19 protein-coding genes are annotated in these 18,544 nt (G+C 33.2%); 6 read left to right on the forward strand and 13 right to left on the reverse strand.

Annotation, left to right across the window (positions count from 1 at the left end; translation table 11 throughout):
* The 3 genes from rplC to ACKI30_RS01880 form a co-directional block, all read right to left on the reverse strand.
* Window positions 1-485, reverse strand: a 485-nt coding sequence (rplC, locus tag ACKI30_RS01870; protein WP_407409402.1) for a 50S ribosomal protein L3, incomplete at its 3' end; no start/stop codon positions are given.
* Window positions 486-829: 344 nt separating this feature from the next.
* Window positions 830-1,657: a putative RNA uridine N3 methyltransferase gene (locus tag ACKI30_RS01875; RefSeq protein WP_407409404.1), complete on the reverse strand. Its 828-nt coding sequence runs from the start codon at window positions 1,655-1,657 to the stop codon at window positions 830-832.
* Between the two features lie 237 nt (window positions 1,658-1,894).
* On the reverse strand, window positions 1,895-2,527 hold the full coding sequence (locus ACKI30_RS01880; protein WP_407409406.1) for an METTL5 family protein: 633 nt from the start codon (window positions 2,525-2,527) through the stop codon (window positions 1,895-1,897).
* A 75-nt stretch (window positions 2,528-2,602) separates the two neighbouring features.
* Here ACKI30_RS01880 and ACKI30_RS01885 point away from each other — a divergent pair, with 75 nt between their 5' ends.
* Both ACKI30_RS01885 and ACKI30_RS01890 read left to right on the forward strand, forming a co-directional pair.
* Complete coding sequence (locus tag ACKI30_RS01885; RefSeq protein WP_407409408.1) at window positions 2,603-4,111, forward strand: acetyl-CoA carboxylase biotin carboxylase subunit; 1,509 nt, start codon at window positions 2,603-2,605, stop codon at window positions 4,109-4,111.
* Window positions 4,112-4,127: 16 nt separating this feature from the next.
* A complete protein-coding gene (locus ACKI30_RS01890) occupies window positions 4,128-5,045 on the forward strand; it encodes a biotin--[acetyl-CoA-carboxylase] ligase (RefSeq protein WP_407409410.1) in 918 nt (305 codons plus the stop codon).
* Here ACKI30_RS01890 and ACKI30_RS01895 read toward each other — a convergent pair.
* The 3 genes from ACKI30_RS01895 to ACKI30_RS01905 all read right to left on the reverse strand — a co-directional run bounded on the left by ACKI30_RS01895 (window position 5,042) and on the right by ACKI30_RS01905 (window position 7,136).
* Window positions 5,042-6,190, reverse strand: coding sequence for a TIGR03576 family pyridoxal phosphate-dependent enzyme (locus tag ACKI30_RS01895; protein ID WP_407409412.1), 1,149 nt, complete (start codon window positions 6,188-6,190; stop codon window positions 5,042-5,044). The genes ACKI30_RS01890 and ACKI30_RS01895 overlap by 4 nt on opposite strands.
* Window positions 6,191-6,520, reverse strand: coding sequence for a hypothetical protein (locus ACKI30_RS01900; RefSeq protein ID WP_292740376.1), 330 nt, complete (start codon window positions 6,518-6,520; stop codon window positions 6,191-6,193). It abuts the gene before it with no gap.
* A 94-nt stretch (window positions 6,521-6,614) separates the two neighbouring features.
* Window positions 6,615-7,136, reverse strand: coding sequence for a FumA C-terminus/TtdB family hydratase beta subunit (locus ACKI30_RS01905; protein WP_330009534.1), 522 nt, complete (start codon window positions 7,134-7,136; stop codon window positions 6,615-6,617).
* A gap of 113 nt (window positions 7,137-7,249) precedes the next feature.
* On the opposite strand from ACKI30_RS01905, the gene ACKI30_RS01910 reads away from it, so the two are divergent.
* Entirely contained in the window at window positions 7,250-9,070 is a 1,821-nt protein-coding gene (locus ACKI30_RS01910) for a DUF2070 family protein (protein WP_407409415.1), read from the forward strand.
* Here the strand turns inward: ACKI30_RS01910 and ACKI30_RS01915 are convergent.
* The gene (locus ACKI30_RS01915; RefSeq protein ID WP_407409416.1) at window positions 9,065-9,337 is read right to left on the reverse strand and encodes a hypothetical protein; all 273 of its coding nucleotides are present in this window, start codon (window positions 9,335-9,337) and stop codon (window positions 9,065-9,067) included. The two genes, ACKI30_RS01910 and ACKI30_RS01915, sit on opposite strands and share 6 nt — an antisense overlap.
* An 85-nt stretch (window positions 9,338-9,422) precedes the next feature.
* Between ACKI30_RS01915 and rqcH the strand changes: the two genes are divergently transcribed.
* Window positions 9,423-11,426: a ribosome rescue protein RqcH gene (gene rqcH, locus ACKI30_RS01920; protein ID WP_407409418.1), complete on the forward strand. Its 2,004-nt coding sequence runs from the start codon at window positions 9,423-9,425 to the stop codon at window positions 11,424-11,426.
* On the opposite strand, the gene ACKI30_RS01925 is transcribed toward rqcH, so the two are convergent.
* Both ACKI30_RS01925 and ACKI30_RS01930 read right to left on the reverse strand, forming a co-directional pair.
* Window positions 11,423-12,142, reverse strand: coding sequence for a metal-dependent hydrolase (locus ACKI30_RS01925; RefSeq protein WP_407409420.1), 720 nt, complete (start codon window positions 12,140-12,142; stop codon window positions 11,423-11,425). The genes rqcH and ACKI30_RS01925 overlap by 4 nt on opposite strands.
* Window positions 12,142-13,317, reverse strand: a complete 1,176-nt coding sequence (locus tag ACKI30_RS01930; RefSeq protein WP_407409422.1) for a hypothetical protein — start codon at window positions 13,315-13,317, stop codon at window positions 12,142-12,144. Before ACKI30_RS01930 ends, ACKI30_RS01925 begins: the two co-directional genes overlap by 1 nt.
* 184 nt (window positions 13,318-13,501) lie before the next feature.
* Between ACKI30_RS01930 and ACKI30_RS01935 the strand changes: the two genes are divergently transcribed.
* Both ACKI30_RS01935 and ACKI30_RS01940 read left to right on the forward strand, forming a co-directional pair.
* A complete protein-coding gene (locus ACKI30_RS01935) occupies window positions 13,502-13,708 on the forward strand; it encodes a class III signal peptide-containing protein (RefSeq protein ID WP_295162337.1) in 207 nt (68 codons plus the stop codon).
* A complete protein-coding gene (locus ACKI30_RS01940) occupies window positions 13,701-13,883 on the forward strand; it encodes a class III signal peptide-containing protein (RefSeq protein WP_407409424.1) in 183 nt (60 codons plus the stop codon). The genes ACKI30_RS01935 and ACKI30_RS01940 overlap by 8 nt, the downstream gene beginning before the upstream one ends.
* A gap of 19 nt (window positions 13,884-13,902) precedes the next feature.
* Here the strand turns inward: ACKI30_RS01940 and fwdF are convergent, their stop codons facing one another.
* The 4 genes from fwdF to ACKI30_RS01960 form a co-directional block, all read right to left on the reverse strand.
* Entirely contained in the window at window positions 13,903-14,919 is a 1,017-nt protein-coding gene (fwdF, locus tag ACKI30_RS01945) for a tungsten-dependent formylmethanofuran dehydrogenase subunit FwdF (RefSeq protein WP_407409432.1), read from the reverse strand.
* Window positions 14,920-14,929: 10 nt separating this feature from the next.
* On the reverse strand, window positions 14,930-15,121 hold the full coding sequence (locus tag ACKI30_RS01950) for a 4Fe-4S binding protein (RefSeq protein ID WP_407409426.1): 192 nt from the start codon (window positions 15,119-15,121) through the stop codon (window positions 14,930-14,932).
* Between the two features lie 92 nt (window positions 15,122-15,213).
* Complete coding sequence (locus ACKI30_RS01955; RefSeq protein WP_407409428.1) at window positions 15,214-15,684, reverse strand: phosphopantetheine adenylyltransferase; 471 nt, start codon at window positions 15,682-15,684, stop codon at window positions 15,214-15,216.
* Window positions 15,685-15,784: 100 nt separating this feature from the next.
* Window positions 15,785-18,415 (reverse strand): Ig-like domain-containing protein, encoded by a 2,631-nt coding sequence (locus ACKI30_RS01960; RefSeq protein ID WP_407409430.1) that lies wholly within the window; start codon window positions 18,413-18,415, stop codon window positions 15,785-15,787.
* Window positions 18,416-18,544: the final 129 nt, after the last annotated feature.

The raw sequence follows: 18,544 nt of genomic DNA on the forward strand, positions 1-18,544 counted from the left end.
CCACATTCAAATATATCTGGTTTTTTCTTAGGTACGCTAGTTACTTTTGGATTTGTGTGTACTAAGACTCTAATTTCTTCTGTGTTTTCTAATGCACCTTGTATTTTTGCAATAGCTTCAGATTTATTGTATTCTTTAGGAAGGGAAATCTTCCTTGAAAGTTCTTGATCTAAATTGTCTGCAAGTACTTCGGTGATTACTTTCAAACCACGAGAAGTTTTTTCATAAGCTCTAATTCCCATTACTACGACTGGAGGTACTTCCAATACAGTTACTGGAGTGAAAACTTCCATACCATTAGTTGGAGAGTTTTTATCAGTATCAGTGACTAAAGCGTGAGTCATACCGACTTTATAACCTGCGAGGCCGAGTAATTTTGGTTCATCAATTTGAGGCCAAGATTTTACTCTAGGGGTTTCTTTAGCTGCTCTTTTTCTTGGACTAAAAGCAACAGACCCTTTTCTTGGCTGGTGATGTCTTACCATTTAATTTAACCTCCTTATTAATATTTTTTCCTTATTTTTCAATTAATTTTAATTTTTTGACGCAAATAACTAAATGAATAGCTATTATGCAAGTTGACAAGAATTATAATGAATATAACCTCATCGAAATAATAAATAGCCGTAAAACTAATTACAACTAGATAAATATTATATTTTTAATATATTCCATTGAGTTTTTCATAATTGAAGCACAATGAAGAACATATTCAATGTATAAATCATTCTGCGCTAAGTTAATTTTTAGGAGAGCCCTAAAAACATTAATGTATAAAAAGTTGAGCAAGTTATCTATTAGCGTGATAAGACTAATAAATCAAAGAGAATTAAAATCTCATAAAGTTAAATAAAGAAAGTGTAGCGACAACTGCCTCTTCAGTTCTGACGGTTTCAGTTCCTTGGTCAGGAATGGTATTTACTTTAAATAAATCCCAATTGACATTGGAAACATCTTCCTCGATTGAAGAATAAGGGCCACCAAATAAAATAGCAATACTTTTACATTCATCTACTTTATGTTTTAATTCATCAAAAATAGAATCAATATAATCTCCATATCTTGTAGTTTCCACAACAAGATCAGGTTTAATTAATTTTAAGCTATTTTTAAGACTCTTATTAGAGGATATTACATTATATCCCCAGTAAACGTCATCTGGTTTATCAGGTGTGACTATTACTTCTTTCTTAGCAATTTTAGTAATCTTAAAGTCAAAAATTCTTTTAACTGAAAGTTGCTCTTTACAGAATGCAAGTTTATCCATACCTATATCAACAAAAGTTCCTTTCTTATTTCTTTTCACAGTGAAACCTTGTCTATAATCACCGACGTCAGGTTGATTATTAACAGGATGATGAGGAGTCCTAAGCGGTGGAAGAATTCCAACATGCTTTAATTCAGGTCTTATAGGAAATGCTTGTTTCCTCAAATACTGAGGAGTATTCATATAATCCAAAACTTCAGCAATAAAATCTCCATCAAGTTCTCCATCTTCATTTTTAGCATGATTATCATTATAAATAACCACATTATCTGCTTGAAAAATAGCTAAAGCTCTTCCTAAAATTCCGACTTTGTAAGTACGAATTTTGAGATCTTTAGACTCAGAAAGAAATGAATTTGGAATAAATATAGATAGCTCATCTTTATACATTACTAAACAATATGTTAAGCAAAGTATATAAAGATTACCCTACATTTATATAGCTATCACTAAATAGACTTACACATTTACAAAATATTATATCACTTATAATATCCGTAGCTTCTTTTTATGCTACCAACTTTTTTATACTCAGAGAATATATTAATATAAAATATGTAATAACCACTATATAAAGGTATTGTTTTATAATGTAAAAAAATAAAAAATTAAAGATTAAATCGAAAATTAAAAATCAGTCAACGCCCTGAACACAATTACATTGACATTCTGTTTTTCTTTTGTGTGAAACTCATAAATTTTAGGAATTGGAAAACTGTACCTGAATATGTGAGTAATATCCAAATTGTTTTCCCTATAGAAATTTATTAAAAACTCCTCTGTGGACGCCATATGAAATGAATATAAAACTTCAGGACTGCAGTCAATGGCCTTTTTGATAAAATTCAAGTCTTCACCATGCTTGGCGTTTCTTTGAGATCCGAATGGAGGATTTTGAATGACAGTATCTGCATCAAAGCTGCAATTAAAATCACAAACATCACTTAAAATGTAATTTACATTGTCCAGTTTTAACTTTTGTGAGGTTTCACCAGCCAAACGGATTGAATCCTCATCGACATCTACACCACATGCCATATTTGCACCCATTAAAGATGAAGCTATAGTGAAAATCCCGCTGCCGCAGCCCAAATCAAGAACATTCCTGTTTTCAATGTCTCCAAGAGAAACTGCATTCCAGATCAAATCAGAAGCTATTACGGATGGGGTTGAATACTGTTCCAGGCCAACTTTTGGATTTGGATGTGGAGGTATGGATTGAAGTTTCATTTCCAGATGCTTTTTCTTAGTAATTCTCATAAAAATCAACAAATTTAATAATTATTTAATATATAATATTATATTATTATAAAAAAATTACTTTGAGGTTTTCACATGTTTGAAAAAGTATTAATTGCAAATAGAGGAGAAATCGCAATAAGAGTTATGCGTGCATGTAGTGAACTTGGTATAGACACTGTAGCTATCTATTCTGATGCAGACAAAACTTCTCTATATACTAAATATGCTGATGAAAGTTTCCCGTTAGGAAATCCATCTCCAGCAAAATCTTACTTGAATATAGAGAAAATTATGAACATAGCAAAAGATTGTGGAGCAGATGCTATACACCCAGGATACGGATTCTTAGCTGAAAATCCGAAACTTGGAGAAGAATGTGAAAAAAATGGAATCAAACTTATCGGACCATCCGGAGATGCAATTCATAAAATGGGAGATAAAATCACATCAAAAGCTCTCATGAAAAAAGCTGGAGTTCCAGTAATTGAAGGAACCCCTGAAGGAGTAACTGACATTGAAGAAGCAAAAGACATTGCAAATCAGATCGGATATCCTGTTATCGTAAAAGCTTCCGCAGGAGGTGGAGGAATCGGTATGCGTGCAGTATACAGTGAAGATGAACTTGTGCAAGCTATTGAAAGCACACAATCCGTTGCTGCAACCAACTTTGGAGATTCCACAGTATTTATTGAAAAATACCTTGAAAAACCACGTCACATCGAGTTCCAACTCTTAGCAGACGAACATGGTAATGTAATACATGTTGCAGACAGGGAATGTTCCATTCAAAGAAGACATCAAAAGCTCCTGGAAGAAGCACCGTCCCCTATCATGACCGAAGAACTTAGGGAACAAATGGGTAGCAGTGCAGTAAAAGCTGCCGAATATATAGGATATAAAAGTGCTGGTACTGTAGAATTTTTATACGACAATGGAGAATACTACTTCCTTGAAATGAACACACGTATACAAGTAGAACACCCTATCACTGAACTCGTCACAAACACTGATTTAATCCAAGAGCAAATTAAAATTGCTGCAGGTGAAGAGTTAACATATCAACAAAGTGACATTAAAGTTTCAGGACATGCAATCGAATGTCGTATTAACGCTGAAGACCCATTGAATGACTTTGCACCAAATCCTGGAAGAATTACAGGTTACAGATCCCCAGGGGGACCTGGTGTACGTTTAGACAGTGGAGTTTACATGAATTATACTATCCCAACATTCTATGATTCAATGATTTCAAAATTGATTACCTATGGAAGAACCAGAAATGATGCAATCTCAAAAATGCAAAGGGCATTGAGAGAATATGTTATCTTAGGTGTAAGAACCACCATTCCGTTCCACAAGGCAATTTTAAGAAATCCAAATTTCCTTTCCGGAGACTTGAACACACACTTCATTGACCAACACAAACAGGAAATTGACGTTGAAATGGTGAATGTCATTGAAGAAGATGCTGAATACATCAACAAATTGAAATCCACTTTCATGCCTAGTAAAAAAATGGCTGCAATTTCAGCTGCAGTCGGAGTATACCAGAATGAAATTAAACATAGGAACGATTTGAAAAGACAGCAAAACCAAAACTAAATTTGGAGATTAATCAATGCATGATGAAATTAAAAAGCTATTGAAAAATGAAAAAATACTTTCACAGGACGTGATTAATCAAATCGGAAATATTGATGCTGATGAGTTTTCAGCAATTGTCAAGGATTTAGGCAAAAAGGAAACTCAACATATAAAGGCATCCGAAATTTCAAAAGAGCAAAGCACAACATACATCGGTGAAAAATTATATGTTTATGATGAAGTTGGCTCAACAAACACAATAGCAAAATTTCTATCAATGCAAGATGACGAAAACGGAACAGTAATCATATCTGAAAAACAAACCAAGGGAAAAGGCAGAACTGGAAAAGATTGGGAATCCCCATTGGGAGGAATATGGTTATCAATCATAATAAAACCTGATGCGGATCAATCCAAACTTCCATTAATCACATTGGCTACTGGAGTTGCTGTTGCAAAAGCTTTGGAAAAGATTGGCGTTGAAAATCCTGAAATCAAATGGCCGAATGACATAATGATAAACGGCAGAAAAGTATGTGGAATTTTAACTGAATCTGTATCCAAACTCGACAAAATAGAAAATGTGATAATTGGCGTTGGCATTGATGCCAATATAGAAAGTTCCCAACTCCCTGATGAATTACAAAAAATAACAACAACCATTAAGGACGAACTTGGAAGAGAATGCGATGAAAATCTTTTAATCAGAATATTCTTGGAAGAGTTTGAACAGATTAATGAACTTTTCAATCACGAAAACTATGAGAAAATCCTTAAAGAATGGAGAAAACGTTCATATTCAATTGGAAAAAAAGTTGAAGTGAGAAAACCATTCGACACTCCCTTTGACGCTTATGTCATAGGCATAAATGAAGAAGGTACACTCATTGTTGAAAAATTTGATGGAACCTTAGAAAAAGTAATTTCCGGAGAATGTATCATCAAAAACTAAAATACAATCTCCTTACATTTGTCTTCATTAATAACTACTTCCTGTAGCTTATTAAATGAAGATTCTATTTTTTTATACAAATCATTTAAATCCAAATTAAATGCATCATTTGTGGATAAATCAAATCTTATTGTAGCTGATGCACCGGGCATTGATACAGCAGGTATTGTAATAATGCCGTAATCCTTCAATAATATGAATGAAAATACGAAAGCCACATCATTATCAGACAAGTCATGTGAAACATTCAATTCACTGGCCAGCCCTTCAGGTGAAATCATTACCCCTGTAGGTGTGGTTTCAAAATTGTCAAATTTCTCATTTAATAATTCAAATAATTGATCTTTTCTAGAGAAACTATCGATTAAATTCTGTTCATCGAAATTTTTAATACCGTTTAACATAGCAAGAACTGCCGGCGGTTGAGCTTCAAGACCAAATTGACTGACTTTAACCTTAATGGCATCAATTAAATCTTTACGACCTGCCATCAGTCCGCCTCTTGGACCCGGCATTAATTTATCAGTGCTTGTTATTGCAATATCTGCACCTAAGTCACAGGCTTTATGTTGATTGAATACAACAGTTCTAAGTCTAGCTCCTGAAGCATCATCAACCATGACAGGAATATCCTTTTCATGAGCCATTTCAATAACTTTTCTAAACTCATCTTCATCAATTACCTTATGGTCCATTGTGGAACCTGTAATAACAACCAATGAAGTATTTTCAGGTATTTCAAAGTCATCAAAGACATCGGTTTCAAAATAATTAGCGCCCACTAGCTTACAACTTCTAGGGATTGAAGGGTGTGCGGGCAATTTGGCCAGATAATGCACAACATTAGAATCTTTACTAACTAATGTCAATATTGTAGCCAATATTCCGGATGAAGTCCTGTTTAATGGAAGGACTTTCTCGCCCCCCATATGTTCTATTCCGACTTTCTGAAGATCTTCTTCAAAAATTGCAGGCCCAACATAGGTCTCCAAAAGACTAAGTTCAGAAGGGGATGCAATGAATCCTCCTGACAGGCCAGTTAAATCAAATAATGAAGATCTGCCTTTACTTTCAACTATATCTTTAATAATTGAAAGAGCCTTCTCTCTTTTTTTAACTTCATCCAAGGAATTATCAATAATCATCTAATCAGAGTCATCTAATTGTAATTTGAAATCTTCAAAGAATTCTAAAATTGATTTTAATTGTTTTTCAGTAACAGGAACGGTAGTGTATTCCTCTTCTTCAGGTATTCCATAGAAATATTCAGCGAATAAAACTTTACCTTCAGGACTTGTGATGATAGTTATACCATCTGAAAGCTTATCAGGATTTTTGTTTTGGAATTCCATCTCAAAAGAAACACCGAATTTTTCTGAAAATACTTCTTTTTCTTCAGGTTCCCTATTACATTTTCTAATTTTTGTCATTCTAGATTTCAACTTTTTTTCTGCTAATTCACTAATATCAGCCATTTGTAACACTTCCAAATAATATTCATAAATTCATTTTAAATTAAAATATACTATATACAGAAATTATATATAAGCATTAGGTTTTGAGCAATACTCAATCATATAAACTATTTCCATGACTATCCATTGCAACTATAAGAGGACCAAAATCTTTTACTTTTAAGTTCCACATTGCTTCAGGCATTCCTAAGTCCAACCAGTCCACACTTTCTATTTCTTCAACTGCATCAACATATAATGCTGCGCATCCGCCAGTAGCGACAACATAAAGTGCATTATTTCTTTTTAAAGCTTCTCTGACAGTGTCATCCATTCCACCTTTACCGATGACTATCTTTGGACCCATATCCAGAACATCGCTTTGGTAAGGATTCATTCTCATGGATGTGGTAGGACCTATAGCAACCATTTCATAATCTCCATCCTTTTGAGATATAATTGGTCCCGCATGGAATAATGCTGCTCCTTGAATATCTAAAGGAGCGCCTTCTTCCAAAAGACGTTTATGAGCTTGGTCTCTGGCAGTTAAAATATTACCGGTTAAATAAACTACATCACCAGCATTTAATTCAGTTAAGTCTTCATCTTTAATCGGAACATCTAATTTTTTTTCCATTTATACACCTTTAATATAATAATTTATTTTAATTAAAAAAAATATAATCTAACAATATATAAAATTTTTAGATTTAATAAATTTAATGGGTAACAATAATATTGGAGAAAAACATGTCAAGTATGAGTAGCGTTGCAGGATTATCAAAATATATAAAAACCCTGCCAAAAACTAAATATTCAATCATAGGAATGGTAATCATAAGTTGTTTAATGGGCAGCACATATTATTTAATCGATTCGATTCCCTCATATGGAATATTGGAAGATATTTTCTATGGAGGATTATTTGGTTTAATGGTTTTCGGATTCACATCCATTATGAGCGGTGCATTAAATCAGCAAACAATCAGTAGCATGGGCGGAATAAACTTAAAAATAAAACATTCAATGTTTTTATCAGCACTTTCAATGACCTTTTTATGTTTGGTCATCGTTGCTGGAGGAGTTATATCCAGAGTTACTGGTTGGGACTTGTTTATAAATTCATTATTGTTCGGTTGTGTGTTAATCTATGGATTCAACACATTAGTGTTTTGGGCAACATCCAAGGTAAGATTTACAATAGCTGCCGGAACTGCTATCATCCAGCCATTAATCATTTTAGCAATGTATACTCTTATCATGTTCATTTCTGCCGACACCAGTTTTATTGGCCCTGTAATTCTTCAAATTACCCTTAAAGCAATAATTGCGGCAATAATATTTGTACTTGCAATTTACGCATTTATCAAAATCATTGCTTCCCCATTTAAGAAAAACTTGGGAATTGGTGTTTTAGACTTATTAAGCCTGTTTATTGCACACATGAACGAAGGTTCAAACTCCCTTGAAGGATTATTTGAAAATATGAGTGAAGCGATTGATACTGTTGTCACATTTGTTAGTTTCAAAACTTCAGAAGGAATAAAAGCATTGTTTATTTCTCCATCAGTTCACCCAGGACCTCTCGGAGATTTAGGAGGATCCAATATGCCAACAATCCTTGCTAATAAGTTTGATTTCTTTACAATGGTTGCACATGGACCTTCAACTCACGATTTCAACCCAATTGCGGTTTCAGAAATTGATAAAATTGAAGACAGTGTGAAAAAAGGATTGAAACATGTTGAATATTCACCAAATGCAAGTAAATTTGTCAGATACCAAGCTAAAAAAGCAAATATTGGAGTGCAATTTTTCAATGACGGTATGGTCATCCTATCAACATTTGCACCGGAAGCGGTAGACGATATCGAATTTGGTGTTGGTTTAACAATGATGGCTCAAAGCAGAAGCAAATGTAATGTTGAAGATTCAATAATTGTAGATTGTCATAACTCATTTGCTCCTGAAAGCGGTGAAGTTCTTCCTGGAAATGCAGAGGTATTCCATTTAATTGAAGTAATAGATAAAATTGATCCGAATCAATCCAAAGGCTCAATCAAAGTTGGATGCTGGCAAGATTCCATGTCCACATTAAATAAACAAGAAGGTATCGGTGAAAGCGGTATCAAAGTCATGGTTATTGAAGTTGACGGACAAAAAACCGCATACGTCCTATTTGATTCCAACAACATGGAAATTGGTTTCAGGCAAGAGATAATCGATGCCGTAAGCGATATGGATATTGATGAAATTGAAGTAATGACAACAGATACCCATACAGTAAATACACTCTCAAGAGGTTATAATCCTGTTGGTATTGCAAAAAGAGATGAAATCATAGAATATGTAAAAATAGGTATTAATGAAGCAATTGATGATTTGGAAAAAGTAGAAGTTGGAACTGGAACTGAAAAAATTGAAAACCTTAACACATTCGGTCCGAAAAACTCAACCGAATTAATCTCCACAATCAGTTCAGTTGTGGCCGTAAGTAAAATTATAGCTCCAGTTTTATTGATTACCGCATTATTAATAGTATTTATATGGATTTTCTATGGTGGCTTATAAATACATTACAAACAAAGTGTATGAAATAACCCAAGTAAAGAAGAATGGTGCAATTCCATCCCATAACCATTGGGAAAATCCGCTAATCTCTTCACCAGCTATTTTTTGGCAAAGTTGACCAACAAAATACAATATAATTAATGCTGCAAATCCTGCAAAAATTTCATTTTTAAATCCGAACCAGCCTACAGTCAAACCGGTGGAAATTAAAGCTGAAATAAGAGCAAAAATAATATGAATACTTGTAACTTTAATAGTTGCGTCCATTGATATCCTCCATAAATTAAATAGATTAATATAATTTTAGTGATTATAATATATTAAAGTATTGATTAAATGAAAGGTGTTTATAATGAAGTCCATGTCTAACGTAGACATTTATACAATAAGTGATGAATTAGATAATTTGTTAAGTGGTGCACGGGTAGATAAGTCATTCCAGCCTACCAAAGATATTGTTGTGGTAAGATTTCATGTTCCAGGAACCGGAAGAGTTGATTTGGTAATGCAATGCGGTTCCAGAATTCACACTAGCCAATATCCTCTTGAAAATCCGACTACTCCACCAACATTTCCTATGCTTTTAAGGAAAAGAATCAAAGGGGCGCATGTTGTAAGTGTTAAACAGCACAACTTCGATCGTGTAGTCGAAATCAAGGTTAAAAAGGACAAATATTATACATTGATAGTGGAGCTGTTTGACAAGGGAAACATAATTCTTCTGGATGAAGAAAACAATATCATTCTGCCACTGAAAAGGAAACAATGGAGTGACAGAGACATAAGCTCCAAAAAAGAATACAAGTTCCCTGAAGAAAGAGGAATCAATCCAATATCTGTCAGCGCCGAAGACTTTAAAACACTATTTGAATCCGACAGCGATGTCGTAAGAACCCTTGCAATCAACGGTCTGGGCAGCCTGTATGCTGAAGAAATTATTGAAAGGGCGAATGAAATCACTGAAATACAAAAAAACACCCCAAACAATGAACTCAATGACAATCAGATTGAAGCATTATATCAAAGCCTAACAAACTTATTCGATACTTTAAAAAATAATTCCATCAAGCCGCAGATTGTTAAAAGCGAAAACAAGGAAGACGTTGTTCCACTTGATTTAATCAAATATGAAGATTTCGAAAAAACCAACTATGAAACATTCAATGAAGCCTGTGATGAATTCTACTCAAAAAAGGTAAACACAAGCATTAAAGATGTCAAAGAAGCGGCATGGAATAAAAAAGTAAACAAGTTTGAAAAAAGGTTACGTTTACAACAAGAAACACTTGATAATTTTCACACTACCATTGAAGAAAGCCAACATAAAGGAGAGGTAATCTATTCTAATTACCCTACCATTGAAAACATCATTAATGTTGTAAACACAGCAAGGAGTAAGAACTACTCTTTTAAAGAAATTGGAAAAACATTGAAAAATGCCAAAAAACAGGGCATGGCCGAAGCACAAATTTTTGAGTCCATAGATAAAATGGGAGTTCTCACATTAAGGATTGACGACACTTCCATAAACATTGATCCGAAAGTACCTATTCCGGAAAATGCTGAAGTTTACTATGAAAAAGCTAAAAAAGCGAAAAGAAAAACAAAAGGTGCCCTAATCGCAATTGAAAATACTAAAAAACAATTGGAAGATGTCAGGGCGAAAAAGGACATAGCCATGGAGAACATTTCCACCCCTAAAAAGAGAGTTAAGAAAAATCTCAAGTGGTATGAAAAGTTAAGATGGTTCCTAAGCTCCGATGGCGTTTTAGTGATTGGAGGCCGTGACGCTAACACAAATGAAAACATTGTTAAAAAATATTTGGAACCAAATGACATTTACTTGCATGCAGATATACATGGTGCGACATCAACCGCAATAAAACTAAATGGAACTGAATTAAATGACAATATCCTTAAAGAATCTGGTGAGTTTGCAGCATCATTTTCATCTGCTTGGTCGTTGGGCTTCACATCCCAGGACGTATTTTGGGTCCATCCGGACCAAGTTTCAAAAACACCCGAATCCGGTGAATTTTTACCAAAAGGATCATTCGTTATAAGAGGTCACCGCAACTATATCCGAGGTGCAAGAGTTAAACTGGCTATTGGAATTGTGGATTATGAAGGAAAAAGAATAATGGTAGGTCCTATAGATGCACTTGAAGCGCATTGTGAAAACTTTGTTGTTTTAAAACCAGGATTTACAAAAAAAGAAGCAATAGCTAAAAAAATCATAAACAGAATAAATGAGGATGACTTGCTCACACTCGATGACATAATAAGGGTGCTACCATCTGGAAAATGTGACATCGATGAGGAATATCATCAAAGAAAAAAATATGAAAAAAATTAATCCTGATAATCTTCAGGATTAAATTCAAAATATTCATCCGGGTTCATAACCACAACATCAATGTTTGGGTTAAATTGACTTACAAAATTAGCAAAGATAGCAGGATCTTGCTCAATTGGCGGGAAAGTATTGTAATGCATTGGAATAACCACTTTCGGATTTATCCACATGGAAGCAAGAGCTGCTTCAAATGGACCCATAGTGAACTTATCACCGATTGGAAGTAAAGCTACATCAGGTTTGTAGATACCTCCAATAATATCTTTCATATCACCAAATAAACCAGTGTCACCGGCATGGAAAACTTTAGTACCATCTTCAAAAGTTATTAGAAAACTTGCAGCGCTACCGCCAGGAACTGTTTCTTCAACTATATCAATATCAGATGAATGTTTTGCATCCAGCATTGTAAATTTAATATTTCTAAATATAAATGAACCGCCAATGTTTACACTGATATTTCTAATACCCTGTTTAGCTAAAAAGAGTGAAATTTCATGGATACAAGCTATAGGTGCATTAGTACTGTTGGATATCTCTAACGCATCCCCAAAGTGATCAGAGTGACCGTGGGTAAGTAAAATAATATCAGGATTTAGTTCTTCCACCGGAACTTGGCAAGCAGGGTTATTGCTAATAAACGGGTCAATTAAAATTTTTACATTATCGTCACTGATAATTTCAAAAGCTGAATGGCCTAACCATCTAATTTCCATTATGCTCCTCCCACTGCACCAATAATTATACTTTCATCTAAATTAGAAGCAATGTCCCAAGTTTTCTCAAAGTTTGCGCGGATGTTTGAAATGGAATTTCTATCTTCGTATATAGCTCCATATTCAAAGTCGTTTTGACCTTCTGAGATAATCATTGCATGAGAGTCATCGGTAATTAAATTTACAGTATGAACTTTAGGAACTGTTTTAATATGAACTCCTTGTTTTAAAAGAGAAGAAATTAAAAACATGTAGGACATATCAGAAACATCGAATTCATCAATGATTACTCTGGAATAAATTGTTGGAACATGTGATAAAAATCTGTCAGACAAATCATTCAATGATGGAATTTCCAGCATGATTTCTTTATTTACGTTAATAGCCAATTGATCAAAAGCTTCCTGTGAAGTTACCACGCCATTATCTGAAATCACATAACTTTTAAGCAATTTTGGAACTGGTAAACTTTCAGGATTGTTAACATCAATTTTAATCTCCCTAGGCTCTTGAACTTCCTGAACTACAGGAGCTACAGGAGCTGCCGGTTCTTCAGCATGTACTGGAATAATTGGATCTTCTTTTAAAACACGAATAATTTCATCGGATTTGTCATTTTCAGGAGTAAATTGAGGAATTTCTTCGACAAAATATCCATCTTGACGTTTTTTAGGAACCCTAGTAACTTTTAATGGCTTAGCATAATGAGGTTTGAAATTTAATTGCCTGTCAAAGTCAACGTTAACTTCTTCTTTTGGAGCAACGTTAAAAACAGCTTTGGAATCGTCCTCATAATCCTCTCTTAAAAATTGACTGGTATCATATTCCTCATAATCGTCTAAAACAAGATCATCGTAATTTGTATCATCATACTCATTAAAATCTCTACTGAGTCTAATTGGACCATCATTATTTTTAGGTTTTCTTTCAAAACCACCATTTAATGACGGAGTATTAATTTCATTTGACTTTAAAAAGTCTTTTAACATGTTTGTAGTTCTATCAGCATTATATTCGACAAAATAACTGATAATTAAAATGATTCCTACAATAGAAATAATCAGACCAACTATCAATAAAAGGTCCAATAAATTATACACACTTGTCTCATATGCTATGAGAATTCCTATTACAAATAAAATAAAACCTGAAACTAATTTTATTGTATTTCCCATAATTTCACCCTTAGTATTTATTAATCACTCTATTATTTTAACTATTATAGATTATCTACAACACCATTAATAAATTTAATGGAAAAAAAGCAAGAAAAAACGAGAAAAAAATTATTAGTAATACTATTTTACAAAATAGTAATATTCATATAGAGAAAAATCCAATATAGATTTAGGTGAAACTATGAAAAATTTGAAATTATTCATCAATGAAAATTCAGGCCAAGGTGCCGCAGAATACATTCTCCTATTTGGAGGAGTAATAGTAATTGCTTTACTGGCACTAACCATATACAGAACCTATATGGAAACAAGTGACACCAGTTTAAAAGCAAAAGACGATATCATGGATGTTAGGAACACAATTCTTGACAACAGGACCCATGTTTAAAGAAAAACTAGATAACAAAGGGCAAGGAAGTGCTGAATTAATCCTCATTATCGGTGGATTACTTATTATAGTGCTCTTTGTTGGAAGTTATATGTCAAATATAACTCAAAAGACACAACAAAATATAAATAATTTGCTAAAAGTAGAACGAGACTATATATTAAATAAAATTTGAAAATGGAGAGTGAAACTCTCTATTTTCCACTTAACATTATATTCAAAATTTCTTTCCAGGAATCAGAATTAATATTTTGTAAATTCATTGCAGTCCTGGTTAAAACTCTAAGATCCTGTGGACATGCAGTTACACAGGCGCCGCATAAATTACAGAAGTCCAAATTGGTAACTGATTTTCCATCAACGATAGAAACTGCATTACATGGACATACATCCTGACAAGCGTGACAGGAGTTGCCTTTACAAATCTTTTCTTCTGCCTCATTTTCAATTAATTCCAATTTACCTTCAAATGGTTTAGTAATAGAAATAGCATCCACTGGGCAAATTTCTGAACACCATGAACAATTTACACAGTCATCCTCAACAATAAATGTTTCTCCAGTAATTTCAGGAGTAGGAATTTCTTCTCTAAGCATACATGTGGAACAAATTTGCTTAATTGCATTTTCAGGACAAACCCTTTTACATACTCCACATTGCACACATTTTGAAAGGTCCACTTCAATAGTATTATTTAATAAATCAACACTTGATGTTGGTTTATTTTTAATAACAATTGCATCTGCAGGACATAAATCAGCACAGAAAGAACAATAAATACATTTTTCTTTATCAATCTCAATTTCCCCTCTAATTAAAGAAACAGGGTCTGGAAGATTTCTTTCAAAGAGAATTGAGTCTCTAGGACAAACTGAATAACATCTGCCACAATAAATACATTCTTCATCATCCACTTTTGATTCAACATCCCAAAATGGATAATTGCCCATGTCTTTAATATTTTCCCCATTAATTTCTAAAGATAAGGAATCAAACGGACATGCTATTGAACATAAACCACAAAATACGCAAGAATCTGCATTTACAGAAATTAAATCCATTTCAATTAAACCCCTTGCAATAGGGACAAGAGGACCTAATCTTAAGGATGAAGTTGGACATACATCACTACAAATTCCACAACCAACACATTTTGCATCACTGTAGGACAATTTACGGTGTTCTTCACCATCTCTCTCTATTTTAAACATAAAATCAACCTCATGCTTTGGAAATAGCTTGATTAGGACAATTCTGTATACACAAATCACAATCATCACAATTTTCAGGAACTATTTTGACGTCCCCATCTTCTTCAATGATTGCGCCTTGCTCACAAAGTTTAATGCATAAACCTTGAACAGGACAATTTTCAATATGTCCGCATACATCAGAATTTATCTTTACTGCCATATAACCACCTCAAATAAAAACATGAAAATTATCAATAAACAATTTACATGTTCAATTCATATTTTATCGAAATGAACATATAAACATATCGATTATTTTCTCGCAGTTTGTAATACATCACCTTTTTGATTGATTTCACCGCTCCTAATTCTAGTGGATGAAATAGGTGTGCCGTCATATGCTAAGACAAAACTAACAACAACAATATCTATGGGATCCATAGCTTTTGATACCCTAATTTTATTTATTTCAACTGCAGTTGGCTCAGTTTCCTCACTAACGACAATTGCATCAAAATCAGCATCGTGTATAGTGGTTCCATACGGATCTTCTAACGGAACAATTATAAAATTAGATTTGTCACTGAAAAAAGATTTAAGATTTCTCATCCTTTCTTCACAAGAATCTATATCTCCCTTCAAACCGCCGAAAGCATCGGAAGTTACTCCAATTTCAACATTTTCAGCAATTTCAAAAGCAGTAGATAATAATTTTTTATGACCATCATGGAATTTGTCAAAAGTTCCACCAACAGCTACTTTATTATATCTCTTTGAATTCATAATATTGTCCTTAATTAGTTTTCTGTTTAAACTTTTATTAGAACTATTATAAATTATTAGCTATTAAAAAAAAGAAAAAAAGAAAAAAATAAATAAAAAATTAGAATCCTATACTTGCATAGTAACCTTTTAAACTATAACTGTTAGCATTCCAATTTACAACGTTTCCGAACGAGTTTCTAGGACTTGTTGCATCACTGACTGTCCAGGTATCTCCAATCAATACCTGAGTCCATACATGACCGTATGTACCACTTGAAAAGGTACATGTTCCATGAGCATATCTTGCTGCAAGACCTGCAGTCCTATACATTGCAACGAGCAAGTGTGAGTGATCAACACAATTTCCTGTTTTAGCATTTAAAGTACCGACAGCACCATATTTAGTATCATAATAGAAACTATATGAGACAGTATCTCTTACATAATTAAATATTGCAGTTGCCTTATCTTTTTCAGAAGTAAGTCCTTTGGTCAATTTTGTAACTAAAGTCTTAATTTTACTATTATTAACTTGACAGTTAGTAGACGCTGCTAAATATGCAGCCAAGTTAGATATAGTATTTTTTGAGTTTAGTTTACTAGTTGAGGAACTACTGGTTAAAGATTTAATTGCTACATAGTTTGGCATGATATCATTGTCGCCATAAAATGCAACTACACGAGCAAATGCATATACGAGACCTTTATAACCTATAGAACCAACGTCAGAACTTGCAGAGTTTGGCATTTTACCATTAGAGTCTGCAGTTTTTATGACACTTTTTGCAACTGAAAGATAATCATTTAAATTACCTTGATCTGCTGCAGAACCTGGTTTTGAAGGATTTTTAATAGATTTAAATGCAACATCTGATTTTTTATTTGCATCAAGATTTACAATAGCTTTTGAAGCTAAATATAAATATTCAGCAGTTGAAACTGTAAGACTACCAACTTTAACAGTTGACGGTAATTTCTTATTCTTTTCAATGTAATTTTTTACAGTTTTAGATGCTTTAATAATATTGTTAATTGAAAATTTATCAATTACTTGAATCTTTGAAGAATCAACAGTGTCATCATACTGATATTTGATAGTGTACTTACCTGCAGCCAATTTTCCTAAACTAACGGTAGCAATACCGTTTGAATTAGTTTTCTTAGTGTAAGATTTACCATTAACGGTAAACTTAACTGCTGCACTTTTAATTGGTTTGGATTTACCATCAAGTAATTTTACTGAATAAGATACAGTTTCACCATTACCATAATACGCATTGCTAGCCTCAAATTTAGAACCATTAACCAACACGTGTTTTGTTAAGCTTCCTTTATAATTTCCACTAGCAACAGATGATTTAATTGAGTAATAACCAACAGGCAATGTAATTTTTAATTTAGCAACACCTTTTGAGTCAGTTCTTTTGCCATAAGTTTTTCCATCAATAGTGAATTTAACACCTAAGTTTTTAAGGACTTTTCCTGAAGCGTCTTTTACGGTTGCTTTGAATACGGAACCGTCTTTATACTCCATGACCAAGTCTTTTGCACTTACTTTTGCAGATGCCTTATTGATGACAATATTTTTATATTCATAGTTATAGTCACTAGCACCCAATTTGGAATGCATGTATTTAACTTGATATGTGCCAGCTTTTAAATTTCCTATGGCTAACTCAGCAATACCTTTTGAGTTGGTTTTGGCAGTGTAAGTTTTACCATCCAACTTGAAAATAATTGTTTTTCCAGATAAAACTTTTCCATCATTATCTGTTAATTTAACAGAAAATTTAGATCCGTCTTTGTAGGTCATTTTTAAATTGGATGCAACTAATTTATTTGCAGCCTCTTTAATATATATTGTTCCGGATGAAGATGATGAATACAATCCATCATTACCTTTAAAAGTGTAGGTTATTTTGTAAGTACCTTTTGCAAGAAGAGGAATAACAGTTGATGCTTTCCCTTTTGCATCAGTTTTGGCAGTAACAGTTTTACCGTCATATTTGAAGTATACTTTACAGTTTTCTACAGGTGCGCCATGAGCGGATTTTAAAGTAACATAATAAGTATAATAATTATACGGAAGAATATATACTTTTGATTTACCTGATAAACTGGTTTTATCTTTATTAACCTTAACTTTCTTTGAAAGTGATGATGCTGAAACAGCAGAATTACCTGCATAAGAAATAGCAACGGTATAAGTTCCTACAGCTAATGCAGTAGTCTTAATGTTTGCAATACCTTTGCTGTTGGTAGTTCCAGTATATGATTTACTGTTAACTTTCAAGGTAATTTTTTGATTTGCTAATGCTTTACCGTTAGCGTCTTGCAAGGTAACCTTGAAACTTGTGGCAGATTCATCGTAATATGTATCAGATACGGATAAGGAAGATAAAACCTTACTAGCTTTAAGTACATCATCATTAACCGGAGCAGATAAAACTGACTCTTCACTAGAAACAGATACGACATCACTGCAATTATTTGCAAGAGCTAATTTTTGATCCCCATTATCCTCATAATAAGAAGAACTACTTTGCAATAATCCATCTTCAGGATAATCATCTAAATTATCATCATGAGAATTAACTAAATTAGTTTCTGAGATAGAATCCTCGTTAGAAACTTCCAATTTTTCTTGAGATAATGCATTCACATTATCAGTAGTTAAATTTGAATCTTCTGTATTTGAAGCATTGCCGATATCAACTGCGCATACGGTTCCTAAAACAACGAAGAACATAAGCACAACAGATATGAAAAATGCTTTATTTTTTATCGAAATTTTTCCACCTCTTGGTTCTCATTACGAAAATTTTATAGTAAAATATGATTATACTAACATATAGTATTTCATAATGAGTGGATAAAT

The organism is Methanobrevibacter sp., assembly GCF_045539575.1.
Lineage (GTDB): Archaea > Methanobacteriota > Methanobacteria > Methanobacteriales > Methanobacteriaceae > Methanocatella.

What these genes read in the sequence shown, in the direction of transcription:
- ACKI30_RS01875 (WP_407409404.1), bottom strand. Translation starts at nt 1,657, where the DNA reads ATGTATAAAGATGAGCTATCTATATTTATTCCAAATTCATTTCTTTCT.
- ACKI30_RS01880 (WP_407409406.1), bottom strand. Translation starts at nt 2,527, where the DNA reads ATGAGAATTACTAAGAAAAAGCATCTGGAAATGAAACTTCAATCCATA.
- ACKI30_RS01885 (WP_407409408.1), top strand. Translation starts at nt 2,603, where the DNA reads ATGTTTGAAAAAGTATTAATTGCAAATAGAGGAGAAATCGCAATAAGA.
- ACKI30_RS01890 (WP_407409410.1), top strand. Translation starts at nt 4,128, where the DNA reads ATGCATGATGAAATTAAAAAGCTATTGAAAAATGAAAAAATACTTTCA.
- ACKI30_RS01895 (WP_407409412.1), bottom strand. Translation starts at nt 6,190, where the DNA reads ATGATTATTGATAATTCCTTGGATGAAGTTAAAAAAAGAGAGAAGGCT.
- ACKI30_RS01900 (WP_292740376.1), bottom strand. Translation starts at nt 6,520, where the DNA reads ATGGCTGATATTAGTGAATTAGCAGAAAAAAAGTTGAAATCTAGAATG.
- ACKI30_RS01905 (WP_330009534.1), bottom strand. Translation starts at nt 7,136, where the DNA reads ATGGAAAAAAAATTAGATGTTCCGATTAAAGATGAAGACTTAACTGAA.
- ACKI30_RS01910 (WP_407409415.1), top strand. Translation starts at nt 7,250, where the DNA reads ATGTCAAGTATGAGTAGCGTTGCAGGATTATCAAAATATATAAAAACC.
- ACKI30_RS01915 (WP_407409416.1), bottom strand. Translation starts at nt 9,337, where the DNA reads ATGGACGCAACTATTAAAGTTACAAGTATTCATATTATTTTTGCTCTT.
- rqcH (WP_407409418.1), top strand. Translation starts at nt 9,423, where the DNA reads ATGAAGTCCATGTCTAACGTAGACATTTATACAATAAGTGATGAATTA.
- ACKI30_RS01925 (WP_407409420.1), bottom strand. Translation starts at nt 12,142, where the DNA reads ATGGAAATTAGATGGTTAGGCCATTCAGCTTTTGAAATTATCAGTGAC.
- ACKI30_RS01930 (WP_407409422.1), bottom strand. Translation starts at nt 13,317, where the DNA reads ATGGGAAATACAATAAAATTAGTTTCAGGTTTTATTTTATTTGTAATA.
- ACKI30_RS01935 (WP_295162337.1), top strand. Translation starts at nt 13,502, where the DNA reads ATGAAAAATTTGAAATTATTCATCAATGAAAATTCAGGCCAAGGTGCC.
- ACKI30_RS01940 (WP_407409424.1), top strand. Translation starts at nt 13,701, where the DNA reads ATGTTTAAAGAAAAACTAGATAACAAAGGGCAAGGAAGTGCTGAATTA.
- fwdF (WP_407409432.1), bottom strand. Translation starts at nt 14,919, where the DNA reads ATGTTTAAAATAGAGAGAGATGGTGAAGAACACCGTAAATTGTCCTAC.
- ACKI30_RS01950 (WP_407409426.1), bottom strand. Translation starts at nt 15,121, where the DNA reads ATGGCAGTAAAGATAAATTCTGATGTATGCGGACATATTGAAAATTGT.
- ACKI30_RS01955 (WP_407409428.1), bottom strand. Translation starts at nt 15,684, where the DNA reads ATGAATTCAAAGAGATATAATAAAGTAGCTGTTGGTGGAACTTTTGAC.
- ACKI30_RS01960 (WP_407409430.1), bottom strand. Translation starts at nt 18,415, where the DNA reads ATGTTCTTCGTTGTTTTAGGAACCGTATGCGCAGTTGATATCGGCAAT.